Origin of the sequence: Sphingomonas metalli (assembly GCF_014641735.1) — a bacterium.
In the GTDB taxonomy this organism is placed as follows: Bacteria; Pseudomonadota; Alphaproteobacteria; order Sphingomonadales; family Sphingomonadaceae; genus Sphingomonas; species Sphingomonas metalli.
The window spans coordinates 343491-369872 of the sequence record NZ_BMIH01000002.1 but is presented as its reverse complement, the minus strand read 5'-3'; the positions used below and the strand labels follow the sequence as shown (position 1 = coordinate 369872).

The window sequence follows — 26382 nt, the reverse complement described above, 5'->3', positions numbered from 1 at the left end:
CAGGCCCGGAAGGCGTTGGGGCAGCCATGCAACAGGTCGTCAACAACCGCTCCGAACAGGAATATGTGATGGACGCGGACGGCGCGCAGGCCGTCGCCGCCTATCAGCTGGAGGGCGACACGATCGTCTTCACCCACACGGTCGTGCCGCCTGCGGTGGAGGGGCGGGGGATCGGCAGCCGCCTGATCCGCGGCGCGCTCGACGACGTGCGCGATCAGGGGCTGAAGGTTATCCCGCAATGCCCCTTCGTCCGGGCGTTCATCCAGAAGCATCCGGAATATCGGGACTTGCTGCGGTAGGGTTTGATCTACTCGGCCGAAGTCGTCGCCCTAGCGCCGGCTGGGGCCTCTTGCGCCCTTGCCTCGCATCGGAATTGGCTGATCCCAGCCTCCACGAGATCTTTGCGAAAGCCAATTCGTCATGCCGGACTCGTTCCGGCATCCACGGTTCCGCATATCCTCAAGCCTTTGATCTTGCGGCACGGTGGATCCCGGAACACGTCCGGGATGACGAGTGGAAAAGGGCGCTGTTACGACTTTTGCAAGGATCTCGCCTCCGCTGGGATGATGTGGAGTGTGGAGGGCCGTCACCGCAGTGGCAGGCGTGCCCCATCCGGAATATACCCCGCCCTCTTCAGAAACGCCGCCAGCGCTTCCGGATAGGTCGCGTAGCGAATAGTCTGGTCCGGCGGGCAGCTGCCATCGGCAGAGCGGCGGCGACATTCGGTATAAAGCGGCCAACTGTCCTGCCGGGCATAATGGCGCAGCATTTCGCGCCACGCATATGCGGTGCGGCCCAGCCGCGCGGCATCGGCGACATAGGCGGCGCAGGCGGCGCGGTCGCCCTTCAGGCAGAGGGGCCGCACTTGCGCCAGATCGGCGGCGAAGAGCGGGCGCAGGCCGGGCTCGGCGGAGATATCGACCTTGCGCCCCTGCCGGATCGTCAGCACCCGCGGCGGCGCATAGCTACAGGCGTAGCAGCCGAAGGCGTAGAGGAAGGCATTGTCGCTGATCCGGAAATCCGCAATCCCGTCTCCCGACAGGTCGCGCGGCCAGGCGATCGTGTCGCCGTCCCAGCTGCCCATGTCGACGACATCGATGCGGGCCGCAGCCGGCGTCGCGACCAGGATATGCTGGCAACAATGCGCCCCGCCCGAATAGCTGTTGAGGATGACGCTGGGCGGCGCGTCCTTCGCCAGCCGGCCGATGCCGACGAAATGCGCCATGCTGCGGCCGGTCGCCTCGCCGGTCAGCATCGTCGGCGGCAGGCCGGGCGCACGAACCTCGACCACCGGCGTCGTCATGGCGTCGGCGGGGGTACAGTCGAAGCGCCGGGAGTCGCACGGCGTCGCCCGGATCGTCGCGGTCGCACCGGCCTCGCCGATGGTCAGCGGCGGCCGGTCGCCCCGCCATTCCACCCAGCGGTAGGTCGCCGACGTAACCGGCGCAGCGGCGGTCAGCGCCAGTCCGACCATCAACCCGATCCAGCGCATCGTGCCTCCTCCGTGCCTGCTACGCCGCCGCCAGCGCCGCGTCCCGCTCGGCGGCCTGTCGCGCCCACATCGCGGCGTAGAGGCCGTCGCGGCGCAGCAGCTCGGCGTGGCTGCCCATCTCCGCCACGCGCCCTTCGTCCAGCACCACGATCCTGTCGGCCCCGACAACGGTCGACAGGCGATGGGCGATGACGATCGTCGTCCGCCCGCGCTCGACCGCTTCCAGCGTCGCGAGGATGTCCGCCTCGGTCCGGCTGTCGAGCGCGCTGGTCGCCTCGTCGAGGATCAGGATCGGCGGGTCTTTCAGCAGCGTGCGCGCGATCGCCACGCGCTGCTTCTCGCCGCCGGACAGTTTCAGCCCGCGCTCGCCGACGCGGGTGGCATAGCCGTCCGGCTGGCGGGCGATGAAGCCGGCGATCGCCGCGCCTTCGGCGGCGCGCGCCACCTCCGCCTCGCCCGCGCCCTCGCGGCCATAGGCGATGTTGTAGCCGATCGTCTCGTTGAACAGCACCGTGTCCTGCGGCACGATGCCGATCGCGGCGCGCAGGGACGCCTGCGTCACCGCGCGGACATCCTGGCCGTCGATCGTGATCCGCCCGCCATCGACATCGTAGAAGCGGTAGAGCAGCCGTGCGAGCGTCGACTTGCCCGCGCCCGACGATCCCACCACCGCCACCGTGCTGCCGGCCGGAATGTCGAGGTCGAGCCCCTTGAGGATAGGCCGCTCCGCCTCGTATCCGAAGCGGACATTCTCGAACCGGACATGCCCGCGGCCGACCAGCAGCGCCGGCGCGCCGGCAGCGTCGGTCACCTCGGGCGGGGTGTCGATCAGCTCGAACATCGACGCCATGTCGATCGCGCCCTGCCGGATCGTGCGATAGACCATGCCGAGCAGGTCGAGCGGCCGGAAGAGCTGCGCCAGCAGGGTCGAGACGAACACCACGTCGCCCGCCGAGAAGTTGCCGCGGCTCCACCCCCAGGCGACATAGGCCATGCCGCCGCCCAGCATCAGATTGGTAATCGCCGCCTGCCCGATATTGAGCCACGCCAGCGAGTTCTCGGACTTGGTGGCGGCGCGGGCATAGGCCTCGACCGCGGTCTCGTAGCGCCGCGCCTCGCGCGCCTCCGCCCCGAAATACTTCACCGTCTCGAAGTTCAGGAGCGAGTCGACCGCATGGGCGACGGCGCCGGTGTCGAGGTCGTTCATCCGGGTGCGCAGCGCGTTGCGCCAGTCGGTGACGATCCGCGTGAACCAGATATAGGCCGCGACCATCGCCACCGTCGCGCCGACCAGCGCGATGCCGAAGCTCTTCCAGAAGATGCCGAGCACCAGCGTTAGCTCGAGCACGGTCGGCGCGATGTTGAACAGGAGGAAATAGAGCATCGTGTCGATGCTCTTCGTCCCGCGCTCGACCACCTTGGTCACCGCGCCGGTGCGCCGCTCCAGGTGGAAGCGCAGCGACAGGCCATGCAGGTGGCGGAAGACGTCGGCGGCGAGGCGCCGGGTGGCGTCCTGCCCGACCCGCTCGAAAACGGCATTGCGCAGATTGTCGAACAGCGTCGTGCCGAACCGCGCCGCGGCATAGCCGGCGACCAGCAGCATGACGAGCGTGACGGCCGATCGGTCGCCCGACGCCATCCGGTCGACCGCATATTTCAGCGTATAGGCCGCGCCGAACACCTGGACGAGCTTCGAGGCCAGCACCAGCAGCATCGCCCCCGCGATCCGCGCGCGCAGCATCGGCTCTCCCGCCGGCCACAGATAGGGGAGGAAGCGGCGGAGGGTGGGAAGCAGCGGCTGGTCGGGCGTGGCGGGGGAGGGGGATTGGGGAGGCATGCCGCCCCCATGTCGGCGCGCCGGGGCGCTCGTGCAATGGCTGGTCGGATCCGATGCGGAACCCGCTGCTTTATCGCAGGTTTTTATGACAGGAAGGGGGACCTGTCATGGGTCCTATGTACTTCGTGATGGCGATCCTAGGCTGCGGCGACGGCAGCGAGCAGTGCCAGCAGGCGCGACTGGTGCCCCAGCGCTACGCAACCATGGCGCAATGCCGCGCGGCCCTGCCCGACCAGATCGCCCGGAATACGGATGTGCCGTTCCCGGTGATCGGAGCGGACTGCCGCAGGGCCGGTGCCGAGATTGCGGCGGCGGGCAAGCCGAAGGTTCGGGGTTAGGCGCTTTTCGCACCACCCACTTCCGTCATTCCTACGACGGTGAAACTTCTGCAAAACTTTTCCGTCCACCCCGGCGAAGGCCAGGGTCCAGTCGGGAGATGGTAGTACGTTATTGCAAAGCTTCACCCAACTGGACCCCGGCCTTCGCCGGGGTGGACGAAGGGGCTGATGGCTCGGCCAATCGCGACGGTTTCGCCCTCGCGGCAAGGACGGAGCTGGTAAGAGCGTCAGCGCGGCCGCGTCCACAGCCGCGGATCGCGCGGGGCGGCTGGGTACAGCGCGATCCTCGCCCGCGCCTGCCGCGCCGCGGTCGCGATGAAGCCCAGCTTCTCCAGCTTGCCCGTCGTCACCCGCCTGTCCCACGCCCGCTCGCCGCGCGCCGCGACCTTGCGGCCGATCGCGCCATAGATGGCCGCCGCCGCCAATACCGCCCAGGCCGAGCGGAAGGAGAGGGCGGGGGTGCCGCGCCGCGCGCTCGCCTCGAACGCGGCGGCCCTGTCGGCCAGCCGGCGCGCGAGCATCGCGACCTGCGGGCGGTGCTCGGGCGCGAACAGGCGACCCGGCGCGATGCCCAGCTCGGCAAGCCAGTCGGCGGGCAGGTAGCAGCGGCCGGCCCGGTCGTCCTCGTCGAGGTCGCGGGCGATGTTGGCGAGCTGGAACGCCATGCCGAGATCGCAGGCGCGGTCGAGCGTCGCGTCGTCCTCGGGGCTGACCCCCATCACCACCGCCATCATGCAGCCGACCACGCCCGCGACATGGTAGCAATAGCGGTAGAGGTCGGCCTCGGTCTGCGGCCGCCACTCCTCCGCATCGAGCGCGAAGCCCGCGATCAGGTCTCGCGCGAAGGCGGGGGGCATCGCCGTCTCGGCCGCGACGATGCGCAGCGCGTCGAAGGCCGGATCGCCCACCACCTCGCCCGCCAGCGCCGCCTCGGTCTTCGCCGCCAGGTCGGCGAGCCGCGCCCGGGCACCGGGGCGCACGGTCATGCCATGGCCATGGTCCTGCCCGTCGGCGATATCGTCGCAGCGGCGGCACCAGGCGTAGAGCAGCCAAGCGCGCGCGCGGGTCGGACGGTCGAACAACAGGCTGGCGGCGGCGAAGCTCTTGGAGCCGCGCGCGATCGATTCGCGCGCGGTGGCGACGATCGCGTCGCGGGTGGGCAGCGCTCCGCTCAAAGGTCCGCGGCGGACATGCGCACGATCGGCTGGGTCGGCCGGTGCGCCGCCATCCGATCGAGCAGCAGGTCGAGCCTATCGGCGACGATCAGCAGGTCGCGATGCTGCGGGCGCAGGAAGCCGGTCGCGGCCATCTTCTCCCAAAAGGCGATCAGCGCGTCATAATAGCCGGCGACGTTGAGCAGCCCGACCGGATCGGCGTGATAGCCGAGCTGCGCCCAGCTCAGCGCCTCCCACAGCTCGTCCATGGTGCCGGTGCCGCCCGGGATGGTGACGAAGCCGTCGGCGAGATCGGTGAACGCCTTTTTCCGCTCGTGCATCCCGGGCACGACATGCAGCTCGGTCAGGTCGCGATGCGCGACCTCGGCATCGACCAGAGCCTGCGGGATCACGCCGATCACCTCGCCGCCCGCGGCCATCGCCGCATCGGCGACCGCGCCCATCAGCCCCAGCCGGCCGCCGCCATAGACGATGCCGATGCCGCGTTCGGCGAGCGTGCGGCCGACCTCGCGCGCGCAATCGAGATAGAGGGGATCGGACGGCGTGGCGGAGCCGCAATAGATGGCGAGGCGCTTCATGATCTTCGCGCGCTAGGCGAGTTGCACCGGCTCGACAAGCCGGCCGCGGCGGGCAGGCGGTGATCGATTTGGATGGAACCGGGGGGACGCCATCATCCTGACCCGTTCGTGCTGAGCGAAGTCGAAGCACAGGTGAGTTTCAGGCCCTTCGACTGCGCTCAGGGCGAACGGTCAAAGGAAGATCCAGTTGTCCATAATCGTCATCCCAGCGAAGGCTGGGATCTCCCGATTATGGCGCGGCGCAGGAGCCGCCGGAGGCCCCAGCCTGCGCTGGGGCGACGATTCTGGCCAAAGGAATTAAGCTCTAACCGGTAGGTTCAGCCTCTAGCGGCGGCGACCGCCGAGGAACAGGCGGCGCTGCATGAAGGCATAGACCAGCACCAGCAACCCGGCACCCTTCAGAAACGCATCGAGGAACACCGCAACGTCGTGCCCGTTCGGCGCGATCCAGTCGGGCGTGTAGGCGGCGAGCGCGGCCTCGAACGCATTCTCGGTGCGGGGTGCGGGCCGGACGGCGATCGTCTGGTTCGCGGCGGGCGCGGCATCCATCAGCTCGGCGGCGCTGGCCGGAGCAGGGCGGTCGACGACGGTGCTGGCATGGGCGGGGGCGATGCAGGCAGCCCAGCAGGATGCTCCAATCAGCGCATCACGCAGGAGCTTCGCCATAGGATCATCCTCAACCGTGCAGGGCATCCACAATGCCTTCTATCACCATACTTTCATAAATGTAGGTAGGAGTAAAGCTGCGGCTCACCATAATCGGATTGATCGGCGACAATCATCGCACGAAGTTCTACCGGCTCTCCAGCATCAGCGCGGCCGTTGCCTTGGCGCTGCCGACCACGCCCGGGATCCCGGCCCCCGGATGCGTCCCGGCGCCGACGAAGAACAAATTTGGTATCGCATCGTCGCGATTGTGGACGCGGAAATAGGCGCTCTGCGTCAGCACCGGCTCCAGGCTGAAGGCGCTGCCGAGATGGGCGTTGAGATCGGTGGCGAAGTCCGATGGCGCGTAGCTGAATTTCGTGACAATCCGCTCGTGGATATCGGGAATGAACCGCCGGCCGACTTCGTCGAGAATGCGGCGTTCGAGGATCGGCCCGATCTCCGCCCAGTCGACCGGGAACTTGCCCAGATGCGGCACGGGGGCCAGCGCGTAGAAGGTCGAATGACCCTCCGGCGCGAGCGACGGATCGGTCACGGTCGGATGGTGGAGGTAGAGGGAGAAATCCTCCGACAGCACGCCGTGGTCGTAGATATCCTCCAGCAGTCCGCGATAGCGCGGGCCGAACAGGATCATGTGGTGCGGGATGCCCGGCCAGGCGCCCTTGATCCCGAAATGCACCACGAACAGCGAGGGCGAATAGCGCTTGCGCTCCAGCCGCGCCTTCGTTCGCTGCGCCGACCGGGAGTCGAGCAGCAGGTCGCGATAGCTGTGCATGATGTCGGCGTTGCTCGCCACCATGTCCGCCTCCGCCCGCCATCCGCTGCGCGTGACGACGCCCGTCGCCCGGTCGCCCAGCGTCTCGATCCGCTCGACGGGATCGCCCAGCCGCAGGCGGCCGCCGATCCGCTCGAACTGCGCGACCATGCCGGCGACCAGCCGGTTGGTGCCGCCCCGCGCGAACCACACGCCGCCGTCGCGCTCCAGTTTGTGGATCAGCGCATAGATGGCGCTGGTCGTCATCGGGTTGCCGCCGACCAGCAGCGTATGGAAGGACAGCGCCTCGCGCAGCTTCTCCGACTTCACGAAGCTCGACACGACCGAATAGACCGAGCGCCACGCCTGGTATTTCGCCAGCGCCGGTGCCGCCTTCACCATCGAGGCGAAATCGAGAAAGGCGACATGGCCGAGCTTCTCATAGCCTTCGCGGAACACGCCTTCCGAATAGGTCAGGAACCGCTGATAGCCTTCCCAGTCGCCCGGATGCAGCCGCTCGATCTCGGCGCGCAGCACATTGTCGTCATTGGTGTAGTCGAAGGTGGTGCCGTCCGGCCAATGAAGCCGGTAGAAGGGGCTGACCGGCTCCAGCACCACATCGTCGGCCATCTGCCGCCCGGTCAGCGACCACAGCTCCTGCAGGCAATCGGGATCGGTGATCACGGTGGGCCCGGCATCGAAGGTGAAGCCGTCCCGCTCCCAATAATAGGCGCGGCCGCCGGGCTTGTCGCGGGACTCGACGATGGTGGTGTCGATCCCCGCCGATTGCAGCCGGATCGCCAGCGCCAGGCCGCCCATGCCCGCGCCGATGACGACCGCGCGCCTCATCGGGCACCCCCGATCGCGCGGATCGCGCGGCCGATCGGCACGGGGGGCTTGCCGAGCAGAAGCCGGGCCTTGTCGCTCATCGTCGTGTCACCAGCATAGAAGCGGCCGATCAGGCCGGGGGAAAGGCGGTAGAAGCGTTCGAGGATGCGGTAGCGTTCCGCCGGTTCGGCGGCCCGGAACAGCATCGTGTCGAGCATGCGATAGAAGCCGCGCGCGCGCCAGTGCCGCGCGGCGATCGCCCGCGTGGCCTCGTGCAGCGCCGGGCCGGACAGGTCGGGCGCGGCGGCGATCGTCGCAGCGGTGCGCACCGCGTCGGGCAGCGAATAGCCGGTGGTGGGATGGAACATCCCGGCCCGCATCCCAGCCTTCGCAACCGCGCCGGTAGAGGCCCAGTAGCGGTCGAAGTCGCCGCCGATCACCACCGGCAGCACGCCCTCCTCCTCGTTCGCCGCCTGCGCCACCTGCCAGCCGCGCGTGGCGGCATAGGCGTGGATGCGGTTCGCCAGTGCGGGCCGGTCGAGATCGGGCGTGTCGCTGTAATAGGTGTCCTCGACGAACATCCGGTCCGCCGCCAGCGGCAGGCAATAGACGAAGCGATAGCCGTCGATCTGCGCCACGGTCGCATCCATGATCCGCGGATCGGGAGCATCATGCGGGGCGGACAGCCTCAGCTCGCGCCCGACGAACTTCTGCCAGCCGCATTCCAGCGCCGACAGGTCACCGGGGCCGCGCGCGTCGATCACGCCGGTCGCGGCGATGCGGGTGCCGTCGGCCAGCGTCACCCCGGTCGCGCTCGTCTCGGCGACCGGCCGTCCGAGCATCAACGCCTCTGCGGGGACCGCCCGACGCACGACCGCGTCCAGCCGCTCGCTCTCGATCGAGAAATAGGGCTTGGCGATGCGGCGGTGATGGCCGGGAAAGGCGACGTCGTGCGCCGCCCAGCCCTGGGTCACGAGCGGCGCGACGATCCAGCGGTCGGCGGCGGCGATGTCGTCGGCGAAGAAGGACCAGCGATGGTTGCCGCCGACCACCGGCGCGGCGTCGATCAGGCGGATGGCGATGCCCGGTCGGCGCGCCTGCACCGCCAGCGCGATCAGCCCGCCGGCCAGGCCCGCCCCGACGATCGCCAGGTCGCAATGTTCGGTGGCCGCCATGGGGAGCGGTGCTAGGCGAAAGCGCCCGCGGGGGGAATGGACTTTGGCGGCGCGGGTAACCTGTGGGGGTCGAGCGCCAATTCTCGGGCGCTTGCGCGGGTGCAGAGCATTGAAGCTCTGACGACGTTCACCCATCCGTTACCCCGGGTTTGTCCCCGGGGATCTCCTGCTCCGCATATTCCGACGCCGATCGTGCCCGGCACCGTGGATGCCGGGACGAGCCCGGCATGACGCAGTAGCGGGCGGCGATCCCGTGAGACCGCCGCCCTGCCTCTCCTTACAGACCGATCACGCCGCCGTCGTTGCGGGTGATGACGATCGTCGCCGAGCGCGGGCGCTGGCCCGACGTGGCGGCGCCGCCCTGGCTGTAGGGCCAGTTGCTGGTCGGCTGGTTGGGGTTCGCCGCATCCTCGCCGGGATGCTGGATGTTGACGAACAGCGAGCGGCCGTCCGGCGTCGAGTGGATGCCGGTGATCTCGCACTCCTTCGGTCCGACCAGGAAGCGGCGGAGCGTCGCGCCGGGCGTCTTGCCGATCCGGGTCGTGACCGTCTTGGTGGTGCCGCTCAGCGTGCTGGTGACGGTGCGGGTGCCGCCGTCGCCGACGCTGCCCGGGATCGCCGCGAGCAGCATGCAGTTGGTGACGTCGGTATAAGCGCCGTCATCGGTCTCGATCCACATCACCGGGGTGACCTGGCCCGAAGGGTTGCTGGGCAGTCCGAACCAGAGCCCGTCGGGCGACGAGAAGTCGTTGCTGGCGTCCAGCCCCGACAGGTTGATCGTCGCCGGGTCGAGGTCCGATCCCGCGCCGAAGGCATAGATGTCCCAGGCGAAGCTCGTCGCCTCGCTGGTGTCGCCGGTCTCGCGCAGGCGAATGATGTGGCCGTTGGCGTTGCCGGTGGTCGCGCCGCTGGTCGTCTTCGGGTCGGTATAGGCGCGCGGATTGGCGGCATCGACGCGCGCGGCGGTGCGCGAGGAGTTGTTGGTCAGCGTGCAGTACATCTCGCCCGTGACCGGGTTGACCGCGGTCCATTCCGGCCGGTCCATCGGCGTAGCGCCCAGCGCATCCGCGGCGAGGCGGGTGTTGACCAGCACGTCCGCCTGGCTGTCGAACGGATAGGCGGCGTTGGCCCCGGTCAGCGGGCCCTGGCCATAGACCAGCGGCAGCCACTGGCCCGTGCCGTCGGCGTTGAAGCGTGCGACGTAGAGGGTGCCGCTGTCCAGATACTTGTCACCCACCGCCAGCCGGTCGGTGGCGCTGGCATCGGCCGCCGCCCAGGGCGTCGCGGACACGAACTTGTAGATGTACTCGTTCTGCGCGTCGTCGCCCATGTAGAAGGCGGGGCGCACTCCCGCGACGGTGCGGCCGACCTGGCAGCCCTCATGGTTCATCCGACCGAGCGCGGTGCGCTTGCGGGGCACCGAATTGGGATTGTACGGGTCGATCTCGACCACCCAGCCATATTGGAACGGCTCGTTCCGGAAATCCGCGGTGCCGTCCGCGGCGAGCGAGGCGGAGGCGGTGGCGTTCCAGCGCGCATAGGTGATGTTGCTCGCGTCCGAGGGCGACACCGTCGCCCAGAGGTAATTGCCCGTCCGGCCTTCGGTGATGCCGTAGCGGCGCATCGATTCGTTCTGCTTGCTGTTGCCCGCATTGGTCCGCACCGTGGCGTCGCCCGCCAGGCGGCGGAAATAGCCGGCCCAATTCTCCTCGCAGGTCAGATAGGTGTGCCACGGCATCGTGCCGTTGGCGCAGTTGTTGATCGTGCCGCGGCCCGTCGTGCCGTCGGTCGAATAGCGGGTGCGCAGCACCGCATTGCCGCGCACCGGGCCGCTGAAGCTCATCGGCGTGTTGGGGGTGATGCGGCGGTTGAACGAGGACTGGACGACATAGGACCAGCTGCCGTTGGTCTGCGTCACCTCGACGACCGAGACGCCGTGGCACTCGATCTCCTTCAGCGCTTCCGCCTCGGGCCGCGGGCCGCTCGACAGGTTGGTCGGGCCGTTGGGATGGAGGTAGCGGATCGAGATGTTCTCGTGGTTCAGCACCAGCAGGCCGCGGCCGTTCGCGCTCGCGTCGGGCGTGCCGGTGGCCGACAGGCCGAAATAGGTCATGCCGTCATGGTGGTCGCCCGCGCGCTGCGCGAAATTGGTGTCGGTGCCGTCATTGGCGAAGGCCGGCACGCTCGCGGCCAGCGGGTCGCCGAGCCGATAGAGGACGGTGACGGCATAGCCGCTCGGCACTGCGACCGTGTCGGCCAGGCTCTTGGCGACCGCGGTGAAGCCCAGCGCCGGCGCGCCGACCGTCACGGCGACCGTCGTCGAGGTGGTGGTGCCGCCCTTGATCGCGTCGAAGCGGAACGACATCTCGGTGCCGGTCGCCACCGCGGGGGCGACGAAGCTGGCCGTGGCGGAGGTGGCGTTGCTGATCGTCACGCTCGGTCCCGACACCTGGGTCCAGGCGACACTGTCGACGTTGGTCGAGGTGTTGCCGGTCAGCGTGACCGGACGGCCGGCGGTGGTCGCGCCGGTCGAGGTCGCCGTCACCGTCATCACCGGATCGGGATCGTCGCTGCCGCAGCCGGCCAGCAGCGCGCTGCCGAACACCGCTGTGGTCATGGCCGAGATACCGCCCATCAGCGTCTGCCGCCGCGAGTAGCGCTCCGCGATCAGGGTGTTGAGACTGGGTGCGCCGCTGCGATTGGTGTCGATGTCGCCATCGTCGTAGCCGACGGTCACGTCGTTGATGCTCATGGATATGTCCCCGGAAGCCCGACCCGTTGCGGGTCGCCCGGGGCCGCTATCGTCGCGATCTGCGTCGCCTGCGTTGCGCTTCGATGACGTGAAAATGACAGTGGCGTCATGTTGCCCGCATGGTGGCTGGTGCGTTGACGGCGGCTGGGTGATGATCGCGCGGATCGACCGATGGAAGGGAACCGGGATGGCGCACGACAAGGATGACGGCCTCGACACGCTCGAAACCCTGCAGCTCGCGCTGGTCCGGCTCCAGATGGCGGCGGCGCAGAGCGGCGAGCGGATCGTCCTGGTTCTCGAAGGCCGCGACGGCGCGGGGAAGGACGGCGCGATCAAGCGGATCATCGAGCATATGTCGGTGCGCGCCACCCGCGTCGTCGCGCTGCCCAAGCCGTCGGACCGCGAGCGGACCCAATGGTATTTCCAGCGCTACGTCGCGCATCTGCCCGCGGCGGGCGAATTCGTGATCTTCAACCGCAGCTGGTACAACCGCGCGGGAGTGGAGGTGGTGATGGGCTTCTCCACCCCGGCCGAACAGGCCGAGTTCCTGCGCGACGCGCCCGATTTGGAGCGGATGCTGGTCGAAAGCGGGATCAAGCTGGTCAAGATCTGGCTCGACATTTCGAAGGACGAGCAGAAGGAGCGGCTCGACGCGCGGCGCACCGATCCGTTGAAGGCGCTCAAGGTATCCGACATGGATGCGGTCGCCCAGGCCAAGTGGGACGATTATTCGGCCGCGCGCGATACGATGCTGGCGCGCACCCACAGCCCGCTCGCGCCCTGGTACTGCGTGCGCGCCGACGACAAGAAGAAGGCGCGCAAGGCGATCATCCGCCACATCCTTCATGCGGTCGCGCCGCCCGAGATCGTCCACGGCATCGAACGGCCCGATCCGTCAATCCTCTTTCCCTTTGAGATGGCCGCCGTCGAGGACGAGCGCCTGTCGCGCTGATCGGGCGGATCTGCGTCATTTTGGGACACTAACCGAAAGCAGCGCACCGGCCGGCAACTTCCGCATAGCATCGCCCGTTTACGTCAAAATGCTGTCGATCCAATACGATAGAGATGGGTCGCGCGACGGGAGGATGCCCAGCGGTGGCGAAGACGCTCAGACCCTATCGAACGGTTCCGCTGAAAGACGAAGCTAAGGTCATGCTCACCTATTGGGCGACGGCGAGCGAGGATCTCCTCCACAACATCGTCTGCGTCGAGCATGACGGCGCGGTCCGTTGGCGCGCCGCCCTGCCCAAGGCGGCGGCAGCGCGGGATTGCTTCGTCTCGTTGCAGGATGTCGGCGGTCGGCTGGTGGCGCGGACATGGAGCGGGCTGATGGTCGAGCTGTGCCCCGAAACCGGGTCACACGTCGCAGTCGCCGCCTGAGCCGGCGATCCCGCAGGGGGCGGCAGAAGGTCAGCCAGGAAACTTGGTCTCCGCCAGGATCGATCGATCGATCGCCGCGACGTTCCGGGCGCCCGTCAGGGTCATGGCGACCCGCATCTCCCGTTCGACGAGGTCCAGCAGCTGCACGACGCCGGTCTCGCCGCGCGCCGCCAGCGCGTAGAGCCAGGCGCGGCCGAGCAGCACCCCGTGCGCGCCGAGCGCCAGCATGCGCACCACGTCGAGGCCCGATCGCACCCCCGAATCGGCCAGGACCGTCAGCCGGTCGCCCACGGCGTCGGCGATCGCCGGCAGCGCGCGGGCGGTGGAAAGCACGCCGTCGAGCTGCCGGCCGCCATGATTGGACACGACGATGCCGTCCGCGCCCACCGCCGCGGCCGCCGTCGCGTCTTCGGGGTCGAGCACGCCCTTGAGGATCAGGGGACCGCTCCACGCCGCCCGGATCCAGTCGAGATCGGCCCAGCGGATCGACGGATCGAAATTGGCGGCGAGCCAGCCCATATAGTCGGCCATCCCGCTCGCCCTGCCGAGCACGGGTTCGAGGTTGCCGAGCCGATGCGGTCGGCCGCGCAGCCCCACGTCCCATGCCCAGGCCGGCCTGCCCATCGCCTGCAACACGCGGCGGAGCGGCGCGCGCGGACCGGACATGCCGGAACGCGCATCGCGATAGCGGGCGCCGGGCACCGGCATGTCGACCGTGAAGACCAGCGCCTCCGCCCCCGCCGCCTGCGCGCGCGCGATCAGCTCGCGCATGAAGCCGCGGTCGCGTAGGACGTAGAGCTGGAACCAGAGCGGCCCCGGCGCCGCGCGGCGCACCTCGGCGAGCGAGCAGAGGGCGACCGTCGACAGGGTGAAGGGGAGGCCGCGCGCATGGGCCGCCCGCGCCGCCTGCGTCTCGCCGCGCCGCCGGTACATGCCGCCAATGCCGATCGGCGCGAGCGCGACCGGCATCGGCAGCGTGCGGCCGAACAGCGTGGTCGACAGGTCGAGCTCGGCGACGTCGGCGAGTACGCGCTGGCGCAGCGCCACCGCCTGGAGATCGTTCACGTTCGCCTGCAGCGTCGCCTCGGCATAGGCACCGCCATCGGCATAGTCGAACAGGAAGCGCGGCAGGCGACGCCGTGCCGCCTCCCGGAAGTCGAGGGTCGAGGCGATGACCGTCATGCGTCCGGCGAGGCGGACGACCGCGCGGCGCCGCGCGGGGCCAGCGCGAAGGCGAGGACGACGGCGAAGCAGACCGCCGGCACCGACATCGCGCGCACGATCGTGCCGCTGGCATCGGAGACCAGCCCCATCAGCGCCGGGAACACGGCGCCGCCGATGATCGCCATGACCAGCAGCGCCGAGGCGGACTTGGTCAGGCCGCCCAGTCCATGGACGCTCTCCGCGAAGATCGTCGGGTACATGATCGACATGAAGAAGCTGCTGGCGACCAGCGCGAGCACCCCGGCATGCCCCCCGGCGAGCGTCGCGAACAGGCAGCAGGCACCGCCGATCGCGGCGAACAGGGCGAGCAGCCGCCGGGGTGCCACCCGGCCCATCAGCATCGCCCCGGCGAACCGCCCGGCCATGAACAGGACGAGCGAGGCGGTGAGATAGTCGGACGCGGCGCGCGGTGCGGTGCCCGGCACCGCGACCTCGGCATAGCGGATCAGGAAGCTCCACACTCCCACCTGCGCGCCCACGTAGAAGAATTGCGCGGCGATCCCCAGCAGCACCTGTCGCCGGCGCAGCACCGCCCGGAAATCGCCCGCCGCGCCGACCCCTTCGTCGGCGTCGCGCGCGGTCGCGACGGGCGGAAAGCGGACCAGGCGGATCAGCAGCGCCCAGAGGAACACGCCGAGTCCGATGGCGAGATACGGTCCCTGCACCGCGGTGGCGCTGTGATCGCCGGTGTCGGACAGGATGAAGGCGCGGCCGATCAGCACCCCGACGATCGACCCGAGCGGATTGAAGGCCTGGGCGAGGTTGAGCCGCCGCGCGGCGCTCGCCTCGTCGCCCATGCGCGCGATCAGCGGGTTGGCCGAGGTCTCGAGAAAGCCGAGGCCGCTGGCGATGACGAACAGGGCCAGCAGGAAGGCGGGATAGCTCGCCAACCCGGCCGCCGGCCAGAAGAGCAGCGCGCCGATCCCGTACAGGCAGAGGCCGAGCAGCACCGCGGCGCGGTAGCCGAAGCGGCGCATGAACAGCGCCGCCGGGATCGCGAGGCAGAAATAGCCGAGATAGAAGGCCGACTGGACCAGCCCCGCCTCGAAGTCGCTGAGCGTGAACAATCCCTTGAAATGGGCGATCAGCACGTCGTTGAGATTGTTCGCCACGCCCCACAGGAAGAACAGGGCGACGACGAGGGCGAGCGGCAGCAGCGGCGCGCGCGATCCGGCGCCGAGCCGCTCGCCGGACGCCGCGTGCGGGCTGTTCCTGTCGGTCACGGTCGATCCTCCTCCCATCGTTCCACTTCCCGGCTTCTGCGGCCTTGCGGAAGCTGCCTAACAGAGACCCTGTCAATGTGAAACCGCATTTCACAAATGAACTTGTCAGGCCGGAGTCCGCTTGGATATACGAAGCGGCCGCGATCCCGTTCGCGGGTGAGGGGGTGACGATGGACCAGGTGTCGCGGCGCGGCGTAATGGCGGGGGGCGCGGCGCTGACGCTGCCGATGGTGCCGATTGCGGCCATGGCGCGTAGCGACGCGGTGACGCTGCCGCCCGCGCACGATCCCGCCGCGATCGCGCCCCGCGAGCACCTCTCCTTCGATCGCGGCTGGCGCTTCGCGCGCGGTCATGGCTCCGATCCGGCCCGCGATTTCGGGTTCGGCTTCGGGCAGAGCGACTTCGCGAAGACCGGCAATTTCGGCATCGCCAAGGACGGGTTCGACGATTCGGGCTGGACGCCCGTCGATCTGCCGCACGACTGGGCGGTCGAGCTCCCCTTCGTCCGCGACGAACGCGGCGAGGGCGACGAGCGCGCGCTGACCCATGGTTTCAAGCCGCTGGGCCGTCGCTATCCCGAAACCAGCATCGGCTGGTACCGCCGCAGCTTCCGGATCGAGGCGGCCGACCGCGGCCGCCGCATCTGGCTGGAGTTCGACGGCGCGATGCGCGACACGGTCGTGCTGGTCAATGGCTGCTATGTCGGCCGCAACGCCGACGGCTATGCACCCTTTCGCTACGACATCACCGACGTCCTCCATTACGACGCCGGCAACGTCGTCGTCGTCCGCGTGGACGCCAGTTTCGGCAGCGGCTGGTTCTACGAGGGCGCGGGCCTGTATCGCCATGTCTGGCTGACCAAGCACGACCCGCTGCACCTGGGCCGCTGGGAAACCGTCGTTCGCGCGACCCCGAGGGGCGGCACGGCGGCCCTCGACCTGGCGAGCGTGATCGTCAACGCCGGCGATGCGCCCGCCCGCTGCGCGGTCGACTGGACGATCCTCGATGGCGAAGGCCAGACGGTCGCCCGCGCCGTCTCGCCGGCGCAGACCGTCGCGCCCGGCGCCGCGACGGGCTGCACGGCCACCGCCTCCTTCGACGGCGTCCGACTTTGGGATGTCGAGCGGCCGCATCTCTACGTCGCGGTCGCCAGGCTGGTGGCGGGCGGCGTCGTGCGCGACGGGGAGCGGGTGACCTTCGGCGTCCGCTCCGCGCGCTTCGACGCGGCCAATGGCTTCCTCCTCAATGGCCGCGCGCTGAAGCTGCAGGGGACCTGCAACCATCAGGACCATGCGGGCGTCGGTGCGGCGCTTCCCGATGCCGTGCAGACCTTCCGGCTGGGCGTGCTGCGCGACATGGGGTGCAACGCGGTCCGCACCACGCACAATGCCCCGACGCCCGAATGGGTGGAGGCGTGCGATCGCGCCGGCGTGATGATGATGTGCGAGACGCGAACCATGGGCTCCCATCCCGAGGCGATGGCGCAACTCGAGCTGATGGTGCGGCGCTTCCGCAATGCGCCGTCGATCGTCCTCTGGTCGATCGGCAACGAGGAATGGATCCTCCAGGACGGCAAGATGGCCGAGCAGGGCGCGCGGATCGCGGCGACGATGACCCGGCGCTGCCACGAGCTCGATCCCACCCGGCCCGTCACCGCGGCGGTCAACAGCAACAACGAGCAGGGCGTCACCGACCCGCTCGACGTGGTCGGCTTCAACTATCATCAGGAACTTCCGGTCCCCTATCATGCGCGGCATCCGCAGCGGCCGATCGTCGGGTCGGAGACGTCGAGTGCGGTCTCCACCCGCGGGGAGTACCGGACCGATCCCAAGCGCAACGTGATGAGCAGCTATGACGGCGTCGTCGGCTGGGGCCAGACGCCCGAACAATGGTGGCAGCTCTATGGCACGCAGGCCTGGTCGGCCGGCGGCTTCGCCTGGACCGGCTTCGACTATCGCGGCGAACCGACCCCCTATGGCTGGCCGTCGATCAGTTCGCAGTTCGGCATCGTCGACACCTGCGGCTTCCCCAAGGACTATTTCCACTATTACCGGGCGTGGTGGCGGACCGAGCCGATGGTCCATGTCTTTCCGCACTGGAACTGGCCGGGCCGGGAGGGTGAGGTCATCCCCGTCTGGACCTACTCCAACTGCGACGATGTCGAGCTGATCTGCAACGGCCGCAGCCATGGTCGGCAGGCGGTGCCCCGGCTCGGCCATGTCGAATGGAAGCTGCCTTATGCGCCGGGTTATATCGAGGTGCGGGCGCGCAGGGACGGCCGCACCTTCGTCGCGCGTCGCGAGACCACCGGCCCGGCGCGCCGCATTCGGCTGACGGCGGACCGCGCGACGATCGACGCCGACGGCCGCGACGTGGCGATGGTGAGGGCGGAGGCGCTCGACGCGCATGGCCGCCCGGTGCCGACGGCGATGCATAGGCTCGCCTTCGACATCAGCGGTCCCGGTGCGATCATCGGGGTCGGCAATGGCGATCCCAATTGTCTCGAGAGCGACAAGGCGCCCCGTCGCTCGCTGTTCAACGGGCTCGCCCAGATCATCGTCCAGGCGCGCGGCGGCGCGGGGGAGATCCTGCTGCGCGCCTCCCCCGAGCTGCCGGGCGAGGCGCTGGCGCCGGCGACGCTGGCGATCGCCGCGCGGCCGTTGCCGCGCGGTGCCGCGATCCCGTCGCTCTGAGCGACGACCTTCTGGCAGCATCGGAGGCGACGCGCATGGGCAGACTGGCGGGCAAGACGGCGATCGTGACAGGGGCGGGGCAGGGCATCGGGCGTGCCGCCGCGGAACGGTTCGCGGCCGAAGGCGCGCGGGTGATCGCGGTCGATCGCAACCCGGACACGCTCGCGACCCTGTCCGGCTGCGAGGCGCATCTGCTCGACCTGACCGACCATGGCGCGATCGCCGCCTTCGGGCGGGAGGCCGGCGCGGTCGACATCCTCTTCAATTGCGCCGGCTATGTCGACACCGGCACGATCGAGGCGACCGACGATGCCGGCTATGCCCTGTCCTTCGACCTCAACGTCCATGCGATCACCCATATGCTGCGCGCCTTTCTGCCGGGGATGGTCGCGCGGGGCGGGGGCTCGATCGTCAACATGGCGTCGGTCGCGGGCGCGCTGATCGGCGTGCCGAACCGCTATGCCTATTGCGTGTCGAAGGCGGCGGTTGCGGGCATCACCCGGTCGATCGCGCTCGACTATGTCGGCGCCGGCATCCGCTGCAACGCGATCTGCCCGGGCACGGTGCAGTCGCCCAGCCTCGACGCGCGGCTGGCGGCGACCGGCGATGCTGCGGCGGCGCGGGCCGCCTTCGTCGCGCGCCAGCCGATGGGCCGGATCGGCACCGCGGCGGAGGTCGCGGCGCTGGCGCTCTATCTGGCCTCGGACGAGAGCGGCTATACGACCGGGCAGCTCCTCGCGATCGACGGCGGATGGACGATGGCCTGATCCGGCGCGCGGGTCAGACGCGATGGTCGGCGAGCAGCAGTGCCGCCGAAATCTCCGCCGCGACTGCCCGCAGATGCTTGACCACGTCGTCCATCGGCATCTGGTCGGCGATCGTCTGCAGGAAGGGCACGGTCAGCACCGCGGCGGCGGAGGTGCCGCGCAGGATCGGCGCCGCGAGGTCGGTGATGCCGAGCGTATAGCCGCTCTTCGCCTTCTCGAACCCGCGCGCGCGGACCCGTTCCGCCCGGGCGCGGAAGTCGGCGAGCTTGTCCTGGTCGATGTCGGGCGTCTGCGCGATCCAGCGCGTCCGGTCGACCTCGTCGATGAAGGCGAAGTGCACGACGGCCGAGTTTGACTCCAGCATCGGCCGGCGATGACCGATGCGGACCGAAAAGCCGAGCTGCTCGGAGGACTCGATCCGCGCCACGACGACGATGTCGCCGCCCGACCGCATCGTCATGTGGCAGGATTGTCCGGTGCGCCGCGCCAGGTCGCGCATCAGCGGCAGCGCGGTCTCGAGCAGCGACTTGACCGGCGGTTGCTCCATGCCGAGCGCGAACAGCTTCTCCGTCGGGATGAAGCCACCGCCCGGCGCCTGGCGGATGAAGCCGCGATATTCCAGCACCTGGATCATGCGGAACAGCTCGCTGGTCGACCGGCGCAGTCGCTCGCTGATCGCGGCGGCGGTCAGCGGCTTGGGCGAACGCGCCAGCAGCTCGAGGATGTCGAGCCCCTTTTCCAGCGCCGGCGCGCGATACTTGGGCTCGTCCGCGAGCGCGGGCAGATCGTCATCCTCCCTCATCCCGCCTTGGTAGGTGGTGCCCTCGCGGAATACAATCGGAGCCGCCGAAAACAGGACCTTCGCCACACGGCGTCGATTGACGCCCGTACCGCCGTCTCCTAATGAAAAGACGGTTCATAAGTGAGAAGGTCGGCGCATGGGAGGGGCGATAGGCGATATGTCCGTGTCGTGCCCGTCGTCGTCCCTCGCCGTCATGCAAGGGGCCCGGTCGCCGGGCATCGCGACCCGGCCGCTCGGCGCGACCGGGCTTACCGTGACCGAGCTGGGCTTCGGCGCCGGTGCCCTGGGCAACCTCTACCAACCGGTGACGGACGATGTGGCGACGGCGACGCTCGACGCCGCGCTCGCGGCGGGGATCCGCCACGTCGACACCGCGCCGCATTACGGGCGGGGCCTCAGCGAGCGCCGCGTCGGGGATGCCGTGCGCGGCGTCGCGGATCTGGTCCTCTCGACGAAGGTTGGCCGGCTCCTGCGGCCCGATCCCGGCATCGTCGACGATCGGCTGCGCGACGGTTTCCGGTCGGCGATGCCGTTCGCGACCCGGTTCGACTATAGCCATGACGGCATCCTGCGCAGCCATGACGACAGCCTCCAGCGGCTCGGCCTTGGACGCATCGACATCCTCTACGTCCACGATATTGGCCGGCTCACCCATGGCGAGACGCATGAGCATTACTGGTCGCAGCTGAACGCGGGCGGCGGCTTTCGCGCGCTCGAGCGGTTGCGCGCCGAGGGGGCGATCCGCGCCATCGGCCTGGGCGTGAACGAGGTCGAGGTCTGTCTCGCCGCGCTCGACGCCGCACCGCTGGACGTGATCCTGCTGGCCGGGCGCTATACGCTTCTCGAACAGGCGCCGCTCGACACGCTGTTCCCGGCCTGCGCGCGGGCAGGTACGTCGCTCGTGCTGGGCGGTCCCTATAACAGCGGCATCCTCGCCACCGGTACCCGCGCGGGCGGCGCGCTCCACTATGACTATGCGGCGGCACCGGCCGCGATAGTCGCGCGCGTCGCGGCGATCGAGGCGATCTGCCGGGCGCATGACGTGCCCCTGCCGGCCGCCGCGCTCGCCTTCGTCCTGGCGCATCCCCAGGTGGCGAGCGTGATCCCCGGTCTCGACAGTGCGGATCGCGTCGCGGGCACGCTGTCGCTCTATCGGCATCCGATCCCCGCGGCCTTATGGGAAGAGCTGCGGCACGCCGGGCTGATCCGTCCCGACGCGCCGCTGCCGGATGCGCCGGCATGAGCGCCGCCGCCGCCCTGCGCCTGTCGCCCGAGGATAATGTCGTGGTCTGTCGCCGCCCGGTCCTGAAGGGAGAGCGGGTGGAGGTCGACGGCCATGTGCTGATCGTCGCCGACGATGTCGGCCTGGGGCACAAGCTGGCGCTGGTGCCGCTGGCGATCGGCGACAAGGTCCTCAAATACGGCATGCCGATCGGCTCGATGACGCAGGCGGCGCTGCCGGGAAGCTGGGTCCACATGCACAATATGAAGAGCGACTATATGCCCGCCCATCTGCGCGACGCGCAGGGCGACCGGGCATGACCGGCGCGATGCAGCCCGGCGCGAGCTGGCAGGGCTGGCTGCGGCCGGACGGTCGCAAGGGTATCCGCGACGGCATCCTCGTCGTCTATCTGGTCGAGTGCGCGCATCACGTCGCGCGCCGGATCGTGGAGGCGGCGGACGACGCCCGGGTGCAGCTGATCGGCTTTCCCGGCTGCTATCCCAACGACTATGCGCTGGCCATGATGAAGGCGCTGACGACGCATCCCAATGTCGGCGGCGTCGTGCTGGTGTCTCTCGGATGCGAGAGCTTCAACCGCGAAGCGCTGGCCGCCGCGCTGACCGAGGCGGGGCGACCGCACGAGACGGTGGTGATCCAGCGCGCGGGCGGCACCCGCGCGGCGATCGCGGCCGGCGGCGCGGCGGTGGCGCGGGTGCGCGCGGACGCGGATGCGCAGGCGGTGCGCGTGCCGATGGGGCTGGGCGACCTGGTGGTCGGCACGATCTGCGGCGGGTCGGACGGCACCAGCGGGATCACCGCCAATCCCGCCGTCGGCCGTGCCTTCGACGCGCTCGTCGATGCCGGCGCGACCTGCATCTTCGAGGAGACGAGCGAGCTGATCGGCTGCGAGGCGCATATGCACCGGCGCGCGACCAGCCCGGCCGTCGGCGCCGCGATCGTCGCCGCGGTCGAACATGCCGAACGCTATTGCCGCGCGATGGGCTATGGCAGCTTCGCGCCCGGCAATGCGGAGGGCGGGCTGTCCAGCCAGGAGGAGAAATCCGCCGGCGCCTATGCGAAATCCGGCAACCGCCCGATCAGCGGGGTGCTGGTGCCGGCGCAGATCCCGGCCGGACCCGGCCTCTATCTGCTCGACGTGGTGCCCCCCGGCGACCCGAAATTCGGCTTCCCCAATATCGTCGACAATGCGGAAATCGGCGAGCTGATGGCCAGCGGCGCGCATGTCACGCTGTTCACCACCGGGCGCGGCTCGGTCGTCGGGTCGGCGATCGCCCCGGTCATCAAGGTGTGCGCCAATCCGGAGACCTTCGCGCGGATGCACGAGGATATGGACGTGGACGCCGGGCGCATCCTGGACGGTGCGGCGACCCTGGACGATGTCACCGCGGAGATCGTCGCGCTGATCCAGCGGACCGCGGCCGGTGCGGAGACGAAGTCGGAGGCGCTCGGCCATCGCGAGTTCGTGCTGACCTACAAGGCGACCGGTCCGGCGGGACCGTCCTGTCTGGCGGCCTGACGCGATGGGCCGCCGCGTCTGCTTCGTGCTCGATCTGGTCGACGATGCCGATCTGATCGCCGAATATGAGCGCGCGCATGCACCGGGCGCCGCCTGGCCGGAGGTGACCGCCGGCATCCGCGCTGCCGGCTTCGAGGCGATGGAGATCTGGCGGGCGGGCGACCGGATGGTGATGGTGGCGGAGGTGGCCGACGACTGGCCGCGCACCCGGCCCGCGGCGCTCGCGGACGCCGACGCGCGGTGGGAGGCGGCCATGGACCGCTTCCAGAAGCGCTTGTCGTTCGCCGCGCCGGGCGAGAAATGGGTGCCGATGACGCGCATCTTCGCGTTGGATGCGCAGTAATATCGGGAGACGAAATCGATGAAACTGTGTCGCTTCGGGCCCGTCGGCGCCGAAAAGCCCGGCCTGGTCGATGCCGAGGGCCGGATCCGCGATCTGTCGGGTCATGTCGACACGATCGACGGTGCGTTGCTCGCCGACGCCGCGCGGCTGGCGACGCTCGCCGCACTCGACCCGGCGACGCTGCCCCTTGCCGTGGGGACGCCGCGCTACGGCGTGCCCGTGGCGGGAACGCGCAAGTTCATCGCGATCGGGCTCAACTATGCGGATCACGCCGCCGAATCGAACCTGCCGATCCCCGAAGAGCCGGTTGTGTTCAACAAATGGGTCAGCTGCCTCCAGGGCCCGAACGATCCCGTCGTCATCCCCCGCGGTTCGCAAAAGACCGATTGGGAGGTCGAGCTGGGCATCGTCATCGGCCGCGGCGGCCATGACGTCGATCGGGAGCAGGCGCTCGATCACGTCGCCGGCTATGTCTGCGTCAACGATGTGTCCGAGCGCCACTGGCAGCTGGAACGCGGCGCGACCTGGGACAATGGCAAGGGCTTTCCCACCTTCGGTCCGGTCGGTCCGTGGCTCGTCACCCGCGACGAGATCGCCGATCCGCAGGCGCTGGCGCTATGGCTGGAGCTGAACGGGGAGCGCGTGCAGGACGGCTCGACCGCGACGATGATCTTCGGCGTGGCCGAGATCGTCGCCTATTGCTCGCGGCTGATGCTGCTCGAGCCGGGCGACATCATCACCACCGGCACCCCGCCGGGCGTCGGCATGGGCCGGAAGCCGGAACCCCGGTACCTGAAGCCCGGCGACGTGGTGAGGCTGGGGATAGACGGGCTCGGCGAGCAGCGTCAGGCGTTCGTCGCCGCGGCGTCGCGGGGATGAGCGTCGCCGCCGACCGGCCCCGCCTGTTCGTGACGCGGCGCCTGCCGGACGCGGTCGAGCGGCGGCTGGCGGCGGACTATGCCGCGACCTTCAACGCCGTCGACCGGCCGCTCGGCCGCGACGAGCTGGCACGGGCGCTGCGCGAGCATGACGCCCTGCTGGTGACGATCACGGACCGCATCGATGCCGCGCTGCTCGCGGGACCGGACAGGCGCGCGGCGATCCTGGTCAATTACGGCGCGGGCACCGACCATATCGACCTGGCGGCGGCCGCTGCCGCGGGACTGCCGGTGACCAACACGCCCGACGCGCTGACCGACTCCACCGCCGAACTGGCCCTCCTCCTGATGCTGATGGCGGCACGCCGCGCGGGGGAGGGCGAGCGCGAGCTGCGCGCCCGGGCCTGGACGGGCTGGCGGCCGACGCACCTGATCGGCATGGGCCTGGCCGGCAGGACGCTGGGACTGGTCGGCTTCGGCCGCATCGCACAGAGCCTGGCGGGAAAGGCGCGGGCACTGGGCATGGAGATCGCCTATTTCAGCCGCTCGCCCGCCGCGCCCGCGGTCGAGGCCGCGCTGGCGGCGCGGCGCTGCGCCACGCTGCCCGAGCTGCTGGCCCGCGCCGATATCGTCTCGCTGCACGTCCCCGGCGGCGCGGCCACCCGGCACCTGATCGATCGCGCGGCGCTGGGCCGGATGCGGCCCCATGCGATCCTGGTCAACACCGCGCGCGGGCCCGTGGTCGACGAGGCGGCCCTGGCCGCGGCGCTGGCTGAGGGCAGGCTCGGCGCCGCGGCCCTCGACGTCTATGAACGCGAGCCCGAGGTCCATCCCGATCTGCTCGCACAGCCGCGCACGGTGTTGCTCCCCCATCTCGGCAGCGCGACGCTCGAGACCCGCACGGCGATGGGGATGCAGGCCGCCGACAATCTCGACGCCTTCTTCGCCGGCCGGCCGCTGCCCCATCGTGTCGCCTGAGACGGTCCTGACCGACCACATCGCCGGAAAACTGGCGCAGCATCCGACCGGCCGCCCGCTGGTGATCGGCCTGTGCGGCGCACAGGGCAGCGGCAAGTCGACCCTCGCCGCGCGCCTCGCCGCGCGTTTTCCGGACAGCGCGGTCCTGTCGCTCGACGATCTCTATCTGCCCCGCGCCGCGCGCGCCGCGCTGGCGGCAAGCGTCCATCCGCTCTTCGCGACCCGCGGCGTTCCCGGCACCCACGACGTCGCGCTGGGGCTCGATATCTTCGCGCGGCTGGATGCGGGCCTTCCGGTGAGCCTGCCGCGGTTCGACAAGGCCGCGGACGATCGCGTGCCGGCCGCCGCATGGCCGCGCGCCGCCATGCCGTGTCGGCTGATCCTGTTCGAAGGCTGGTGCGTCGGCGCGCGGGCGCAGGCGGACGAAGCCCTGGCGAGGCCGGTCAATGCGCTGGAGGCGTCCGACGATCGCGACGGCGCGTGGCGATATGCGGTCAACGCCGCCCTCGCCGGCGACTATGCGCGGCTCTTCGCCCGGATCGACGATCTGGTGCTGCTCGCCGCGCCCGACTGGCCGACCGTGCCGCGGTGGCGGCGCGAGCAGGAACGGGCGCTGCGGCAACGAACGACGGGGATCGGCATCATGGACGAGGCCGCGCTCATCCGCTTCGTCGCGCATTACGAGCGGCTGACGCGGTGGATTCTCGACGAGATGCCGCTGCGCGCGCTGACCCTGAGGCTCGATGCCGAGCGTCGTCTGCGCGCGGTCGAGCCACCGCCGCACGTGGAGGCGTCCCGGCGATGATCGACGCCCATATGCACCTCTGGTCGCTCGCGGCGCCGGGCCATGACTGGCCCGGTCCCGCCGAGGCGGCGATCCATCGGGACTATGGGCCTGCCGACTTCACGGCGGCATGCGGCGATCTGCCGGTCGCGGGCACGGTGCTCGTCCAGTCGCAACCGACCGACCATGACACGGACTGGATGCTCGACATGGCGGACGGAGCGCCGCTGATCCGCGGCGTGGTGGGCTGGGTCGACCTTGCCGACCCCGGCGCGCCGGCGCGCATCGCGGCGCTGGCCCGTCGACCCAAGCTCAAGGGCCTGCGCCCCATGCTCCAGTCGATCGCGGCGACCGGCTGGCTGCTCGACCCCGCGCTGGAGCCCGCCATCGCGGCGATGCGGGATCATGGGCTGCGCTTCGATGCGCTGGTCCAGCCGCGCCATCTGCCGATGCTGTTGCGCTTCGCCCGGCGCTGGCCGGGGCTGCCGATCGTCATCGATCACGGCGCCAAGCCCTTCGCCGCTGCCGGCACGCTCGATCCCTGGCGCGAGGACATCGCCGCGCTCGCCGCGGCGGGTCTGTGGTGCAAGCTGTCCGGGCTGCGCACCGAGCAGGCGGCCGGCCAGCCCGCCGACGCGCTCCGGCCCTATGTCGACCATCTCGTCGCCTGTTTCGGCGAGCGGCTGATGTGGGGCAGCGACTGGCCGGTGATCGGTCTCGCCGGCGATCGCTACACCGACTGGCACGCCACCGCCGCGCGCCTCGCCGCCGCTGCGGGCGCCGACCCGGACCGGCTGTTCGCCGGCGCCGCGAGCGCGTTCTACGACCTGGCGTCCTGACGGGCTGAACGCAAAGTCGGCCGCCGCTGCGCCGCGCGACCGGGCGGTTCCCGCATGCCGCAACCGGACCAGGGACGCAGCTTGTCCCTTGCCTTGCAGCATGAGGTCTGGGGTAGA

General features: G+C 69.9%; 25 protein-coding genes. 14 read left to right on the top strand and 11 right to left on the bottom strand.

All coding sequences use genetic code 11. The annotated features are described in order from the left end of the window. Positions 1 to 26: 26 nt before the first annotated feature. On the top strand, positions 27 to 299 hold the full coding sequence (locus IEX18_RS07970) for a GNAT family N-acetyltransferase (RefSeq protein WP_188658200.1): 273 nt from the start codon (positions 27 to 29) through the stop codon (positions 297 to 299). Between the two features lie 287 nt (positions 300 to 586). On the opposite strand, the gene IEX18_RS07965 is transcribed toward IEX18_RS07970, so the two are convergent. Together IEX18_RS07965 and IEX18_RS07960 are read right to left on the bottom strand one after the other, a co-directional pair. Then, entirely contained in the window at positions 587 to 1492 is a 906-nt protein-coding gene (locus IEX18_RS07965; RefSeq protein WP_188658199.1) for a hypothetical protein, read from the bottom strand. A gap of 19 nt (positions 1493 to 1511) precedes the next feature. After that, entirely contained in the window at positions 1512 to 3329 is a 1818-nt protein-coding gene (locus IEX18_RS07960) for an ABCB family ABC transporter ATP-binding protein/permease (protein ID WP_188658198.1), read from the bottom strand. 107 nt (positions 3330 to 3436) lie between these two features. Between IEX18_RS07960 and IEX18_RS07955 the strand changes: the two genes are divergently transcribed. Then, a complete protein-coding gene (locus tag IEX18_RS07955; RefSeq protein ID WP_188658197.1) occupies positions 3437 to 3667 on the top strand; it encodes a hypothetical protein in 231 nt (76 codons plus the stop codon). Between the two features lie 227 nt (positions 3668 to 3894). Here the strand turns inward: IEX18_RS07955 and IEX18_RS07950 are convergent, their stop codons facing one another. The 6 genes from IEX18_RS07950 to IEX18_RS07925 form a co-directional block, all read right to left on the bottom strand. Next, complete coding sequence (locus IEX18_RS07950) at positions 3895 to 4842, bottom strand: phytoene/squalene synthase family protein (protein WP_188658196.1); 948 nt, start codon at positions 4840 to 4842, stop codon at positions 3895 to 3897. After that, complete coding sequence (locus IEX18_RS07945) at positions 4839 to 5420, bottom strand: LOG family protein (RefSeq protein WP_188658195.1); 582 nt, start codon at positions 5418 to 5420, stop codon at positions 4839 to 4841. The genes IEX18_RS07950 and IEX18_RS07945 overlap by 4 nt, the downstream gene beginning before the upstream one ends. 324 nt (positions 5421 to 5744) lie before the next feature. Then, positions 5745 to 6086, bottom strand: a complete 342-nt coding sequence (locus IEX18_RS07940) for a hypothetical protein (RefSeq protein WP_188658194.1) — start codon at positions 6084 to 6086, stop codon at positions 5745 to 5747. A 127-nt stretch (positions 6087 to 6213) separates the two neighbouring features. Next, the gene (locus tag IEX18_RS07935; RefSeq protein WP_188658193.1) at positions 6214 to 7689 is read right to left on the bottom strand and encodes a phytoene desaturase; all 1476 of its coding nucleotides are present in this window, start codon (positions 7687 to 7689) and stop codon (positions 6214 to 6216) included. Further along, a complete protein-coding gene (gene crtY / locus IEX18_RS07930; protein ID WP_188658192.1) occupies positions 7686 to 8843 on the bottom strand; it encodes a lycopene beta-cyclase CrtY in 1158 nt (385 codons plus the stop codon). The genes IEX18_RS07935 and crtY overlap by 4 nt, the downstream gene beginning before the upstream one ends. A gap of 277 nt (positions 8844 to 9120) precedes the next feature. Next, positions 9121 to 11595 (bottom strand): PhoX family protein, encoded by a 2475-nt coding sequence (locus IEX18_RS07925; protein WP_188658191.1) that lies wholly within the window; start codon positions 11593 to 11595, stop codon positions 9121 to 9123. Between the two features lie 187 nt (positions 11596 to 11782). Here IEX18_RS07925 and ppk2 point away from each other — a divergent pair, with 187 nt between their 5' ends. Beyond that, complete coding sequence (ppk2, locus tag IEX18_RS07920) at positions 11783 to 12547, top strand: polyphosphate kinase 2 (RefSeq protein WP_188658190.1); 765 nt, start codon at positions 11783 to 11785, stop codon at positions 12545 to 12547. 200 nt (positions 12548 to 12747) lie between these two features. After that, positions 12748 to 12975: a DUF7957 family protein gene (locus tag IEX18_RS07915; RefSeq protein WP_188658189.1), complete on the top strand. Its 228-nt coding sequence runs from the start codon at positions 12748 to 12750 to the stop codon at positions 12973 to 12975. Positions 12976 to 13005: 30 nt separating this feature from the next. On the opposite strand, the gene lldD is transcribed toward IEX18_RS07915, so the two are convergent. Then, a complete protein-coding gene (lldD, locus tag IEX18_RS07910) occupies positions 13006 to 14157 on the bottom strand; it encodes an FMN-dependent L-lactate dehydrogenase LldD (protein WP_188658188.1) in 1152 nt (383 codons plus the stop codon). Then, entirely contained in the window at positions 14154 to 15356 is a 1203-nt protein-coding gene (locus IEX18_RS07905; protein ID WP_373284539.1) for a sugar MFS transporter, read from the bottom strand. Before IEX18_RS07905 ends, lldD begins: the two co-directional genes overlap by 4 nt. A gap of 236 nt (positions 15357 to 15592) precedes the next feature. Between IEX18_RS07905 and galA the strand changes: the two genes are divergently transcribed. Together galA and IEX18_RS07895 are read left to right on the top strand one after the other, a co-directional pair. Then, positions 15593 to 18115 (top strand): beta-galactosidase GalA, encoded by a 2523-nt coding sequence (gene galA / locus IEX18_RS07900; RefSeq protein WP_188658186.1) that lies wholly within the window; start codon positions 15593 to 15595, stop codon positions 18113 to 18115. Between the two features lie 35 nt (positions 18116 to 18150). After that, positions 18151 to 18882: an SDR family oxidoreductase gene (locus tag IEX18_RS07895; protein WP_188658185.1), complete on the top strand. Its 732-nt coding sequence runs from the start codon at positions 18151 to 18153 to the stop codon at positions 18880 to 18882. 13 nt (positions 18883 to 18895) lie between these two features. Here the strand turns inward: IEX18_RS07895 and IEX18_RS07890 are convergent, their stop codons facing one another. Beyond that, positions 18896 to 19684: an IclR family transcriptional regulator gene (locus IEX18_RS07890; RefSeq protein WP_188658184.1), complete on the bottom strand. Its 789-nt coding sequence runs from the start codon at positions 19682 to 19684 to the stop codon at positions 18896 to 18898. Between the two features lie 193 nt (positions 19685 to 19877). Between IEX18_RS07890 and IEX18_RS07885 the strand changes: the two genes are divergently transcribed. The 8 genes from IEX18_RS07885 to IEX18_RS07850 are packed head-to-tail and all read left to right on the top strand — an operon-like array spanning position 19878 to position 26265. Further along, positions 19878 to 20927 carry an aldo/keto reductase gene (locus tag IEX18_RS07885; protein ID WP_188658183.1) on the top strand — a complete coding sequence of 350 codons (1050 nt, stop codon included), beginning with the start codon at positions 19878 to 19880 and terminating at the stop codon, positions 20925 to 20927. Further along, entirely contained in the window at positions 20924 to 21226 is a 303-nt protein-coding gene (locus tag IEX18_RS07880; protein ID WP_188658182.1) for a UxaA family hydrolase, read from the top strand. Before IEX18_RS07885 ends, IEX18_RS07880 begins: the two co-directional genes overlap by 4 nt. Then, entirely contained in the window at positions 21223 to 22443 is a 1221-nt protein-coding gene (locus IEX18_RS07875; protein ID WP_229664436.1) for a UxaA family hydrolase, read from the top strand. Before IEX18_RS07880 ends, IEX18_RS07875 begins: the two co-directional genes overlap by 4 nt. Before the next feature lie 4 nt (positions 22444 to 22447). Continuing rightward, complete coding sequence (locus IEX18_RS07870; protein ID WP_188658181.1) at positions 22448 to 22786, top strand: L-rhamnose mutarotase; 339 nt, start codon at positions 22448 to 22450, stop codon at positions 22784 to 22786. An 18-nt stretch (positions 22787 to 22804) separates the two neighbouring features. Next, complete coding sequence (locus IEX18_RS07865) at positions 22805 to 23665, top strand: fumarylacetoacetate hydrolase family protein (protein ID WP_188658180.1); 861 nt, start codon at positions 22805 to 22807, stop codon at positions 23663 to 23665. Further along, on the top strand, positions 23662 to 24642 hold the full coding sequence (locus IEX18_RS07860) for a 2-hydroxyacid dehydrogenase (protein ID WP_188658179.1): 981 nt from the start codon (positions 23662 to 23664) through the stop codon (positions 24640 to 24642). The genes IEX18_RS07865 and IEX18_RS07860 overlap by 4 nt, the downstream gene beginning before the upstream one ends. After that, positions 24632 to 25447: a kinase gene (locus IEX18_RS07855; RefSeq protein WP_188658178.1), complete on the top strand. Its 816-nt coding sequence runs from the start codon at positions 24632 to 24634 to the stop codon at positions 25445 to 25447. The genes IEX18_RS07860 and IEX18_RS07855 overlap by 11 nt, the downstream gene beginning before the upstream one ends. Beyond that, complete coding sequence (locus IEX18_RS07850) at positions 25444 to 26265, top strand: amidohydrolase family protein (protein WP_188658177.1); 822 nt, start codon at positions 25444 to 25446, stop codon at positions 26263 to 26265. Before IEX18_RS07855 ends, IEX18_RS07850 begins: the two co-directional genes overlap by 4 nt. The last annotated feature ends 117 nt before the right edge of the window (positions 26266 to 26382 follow it).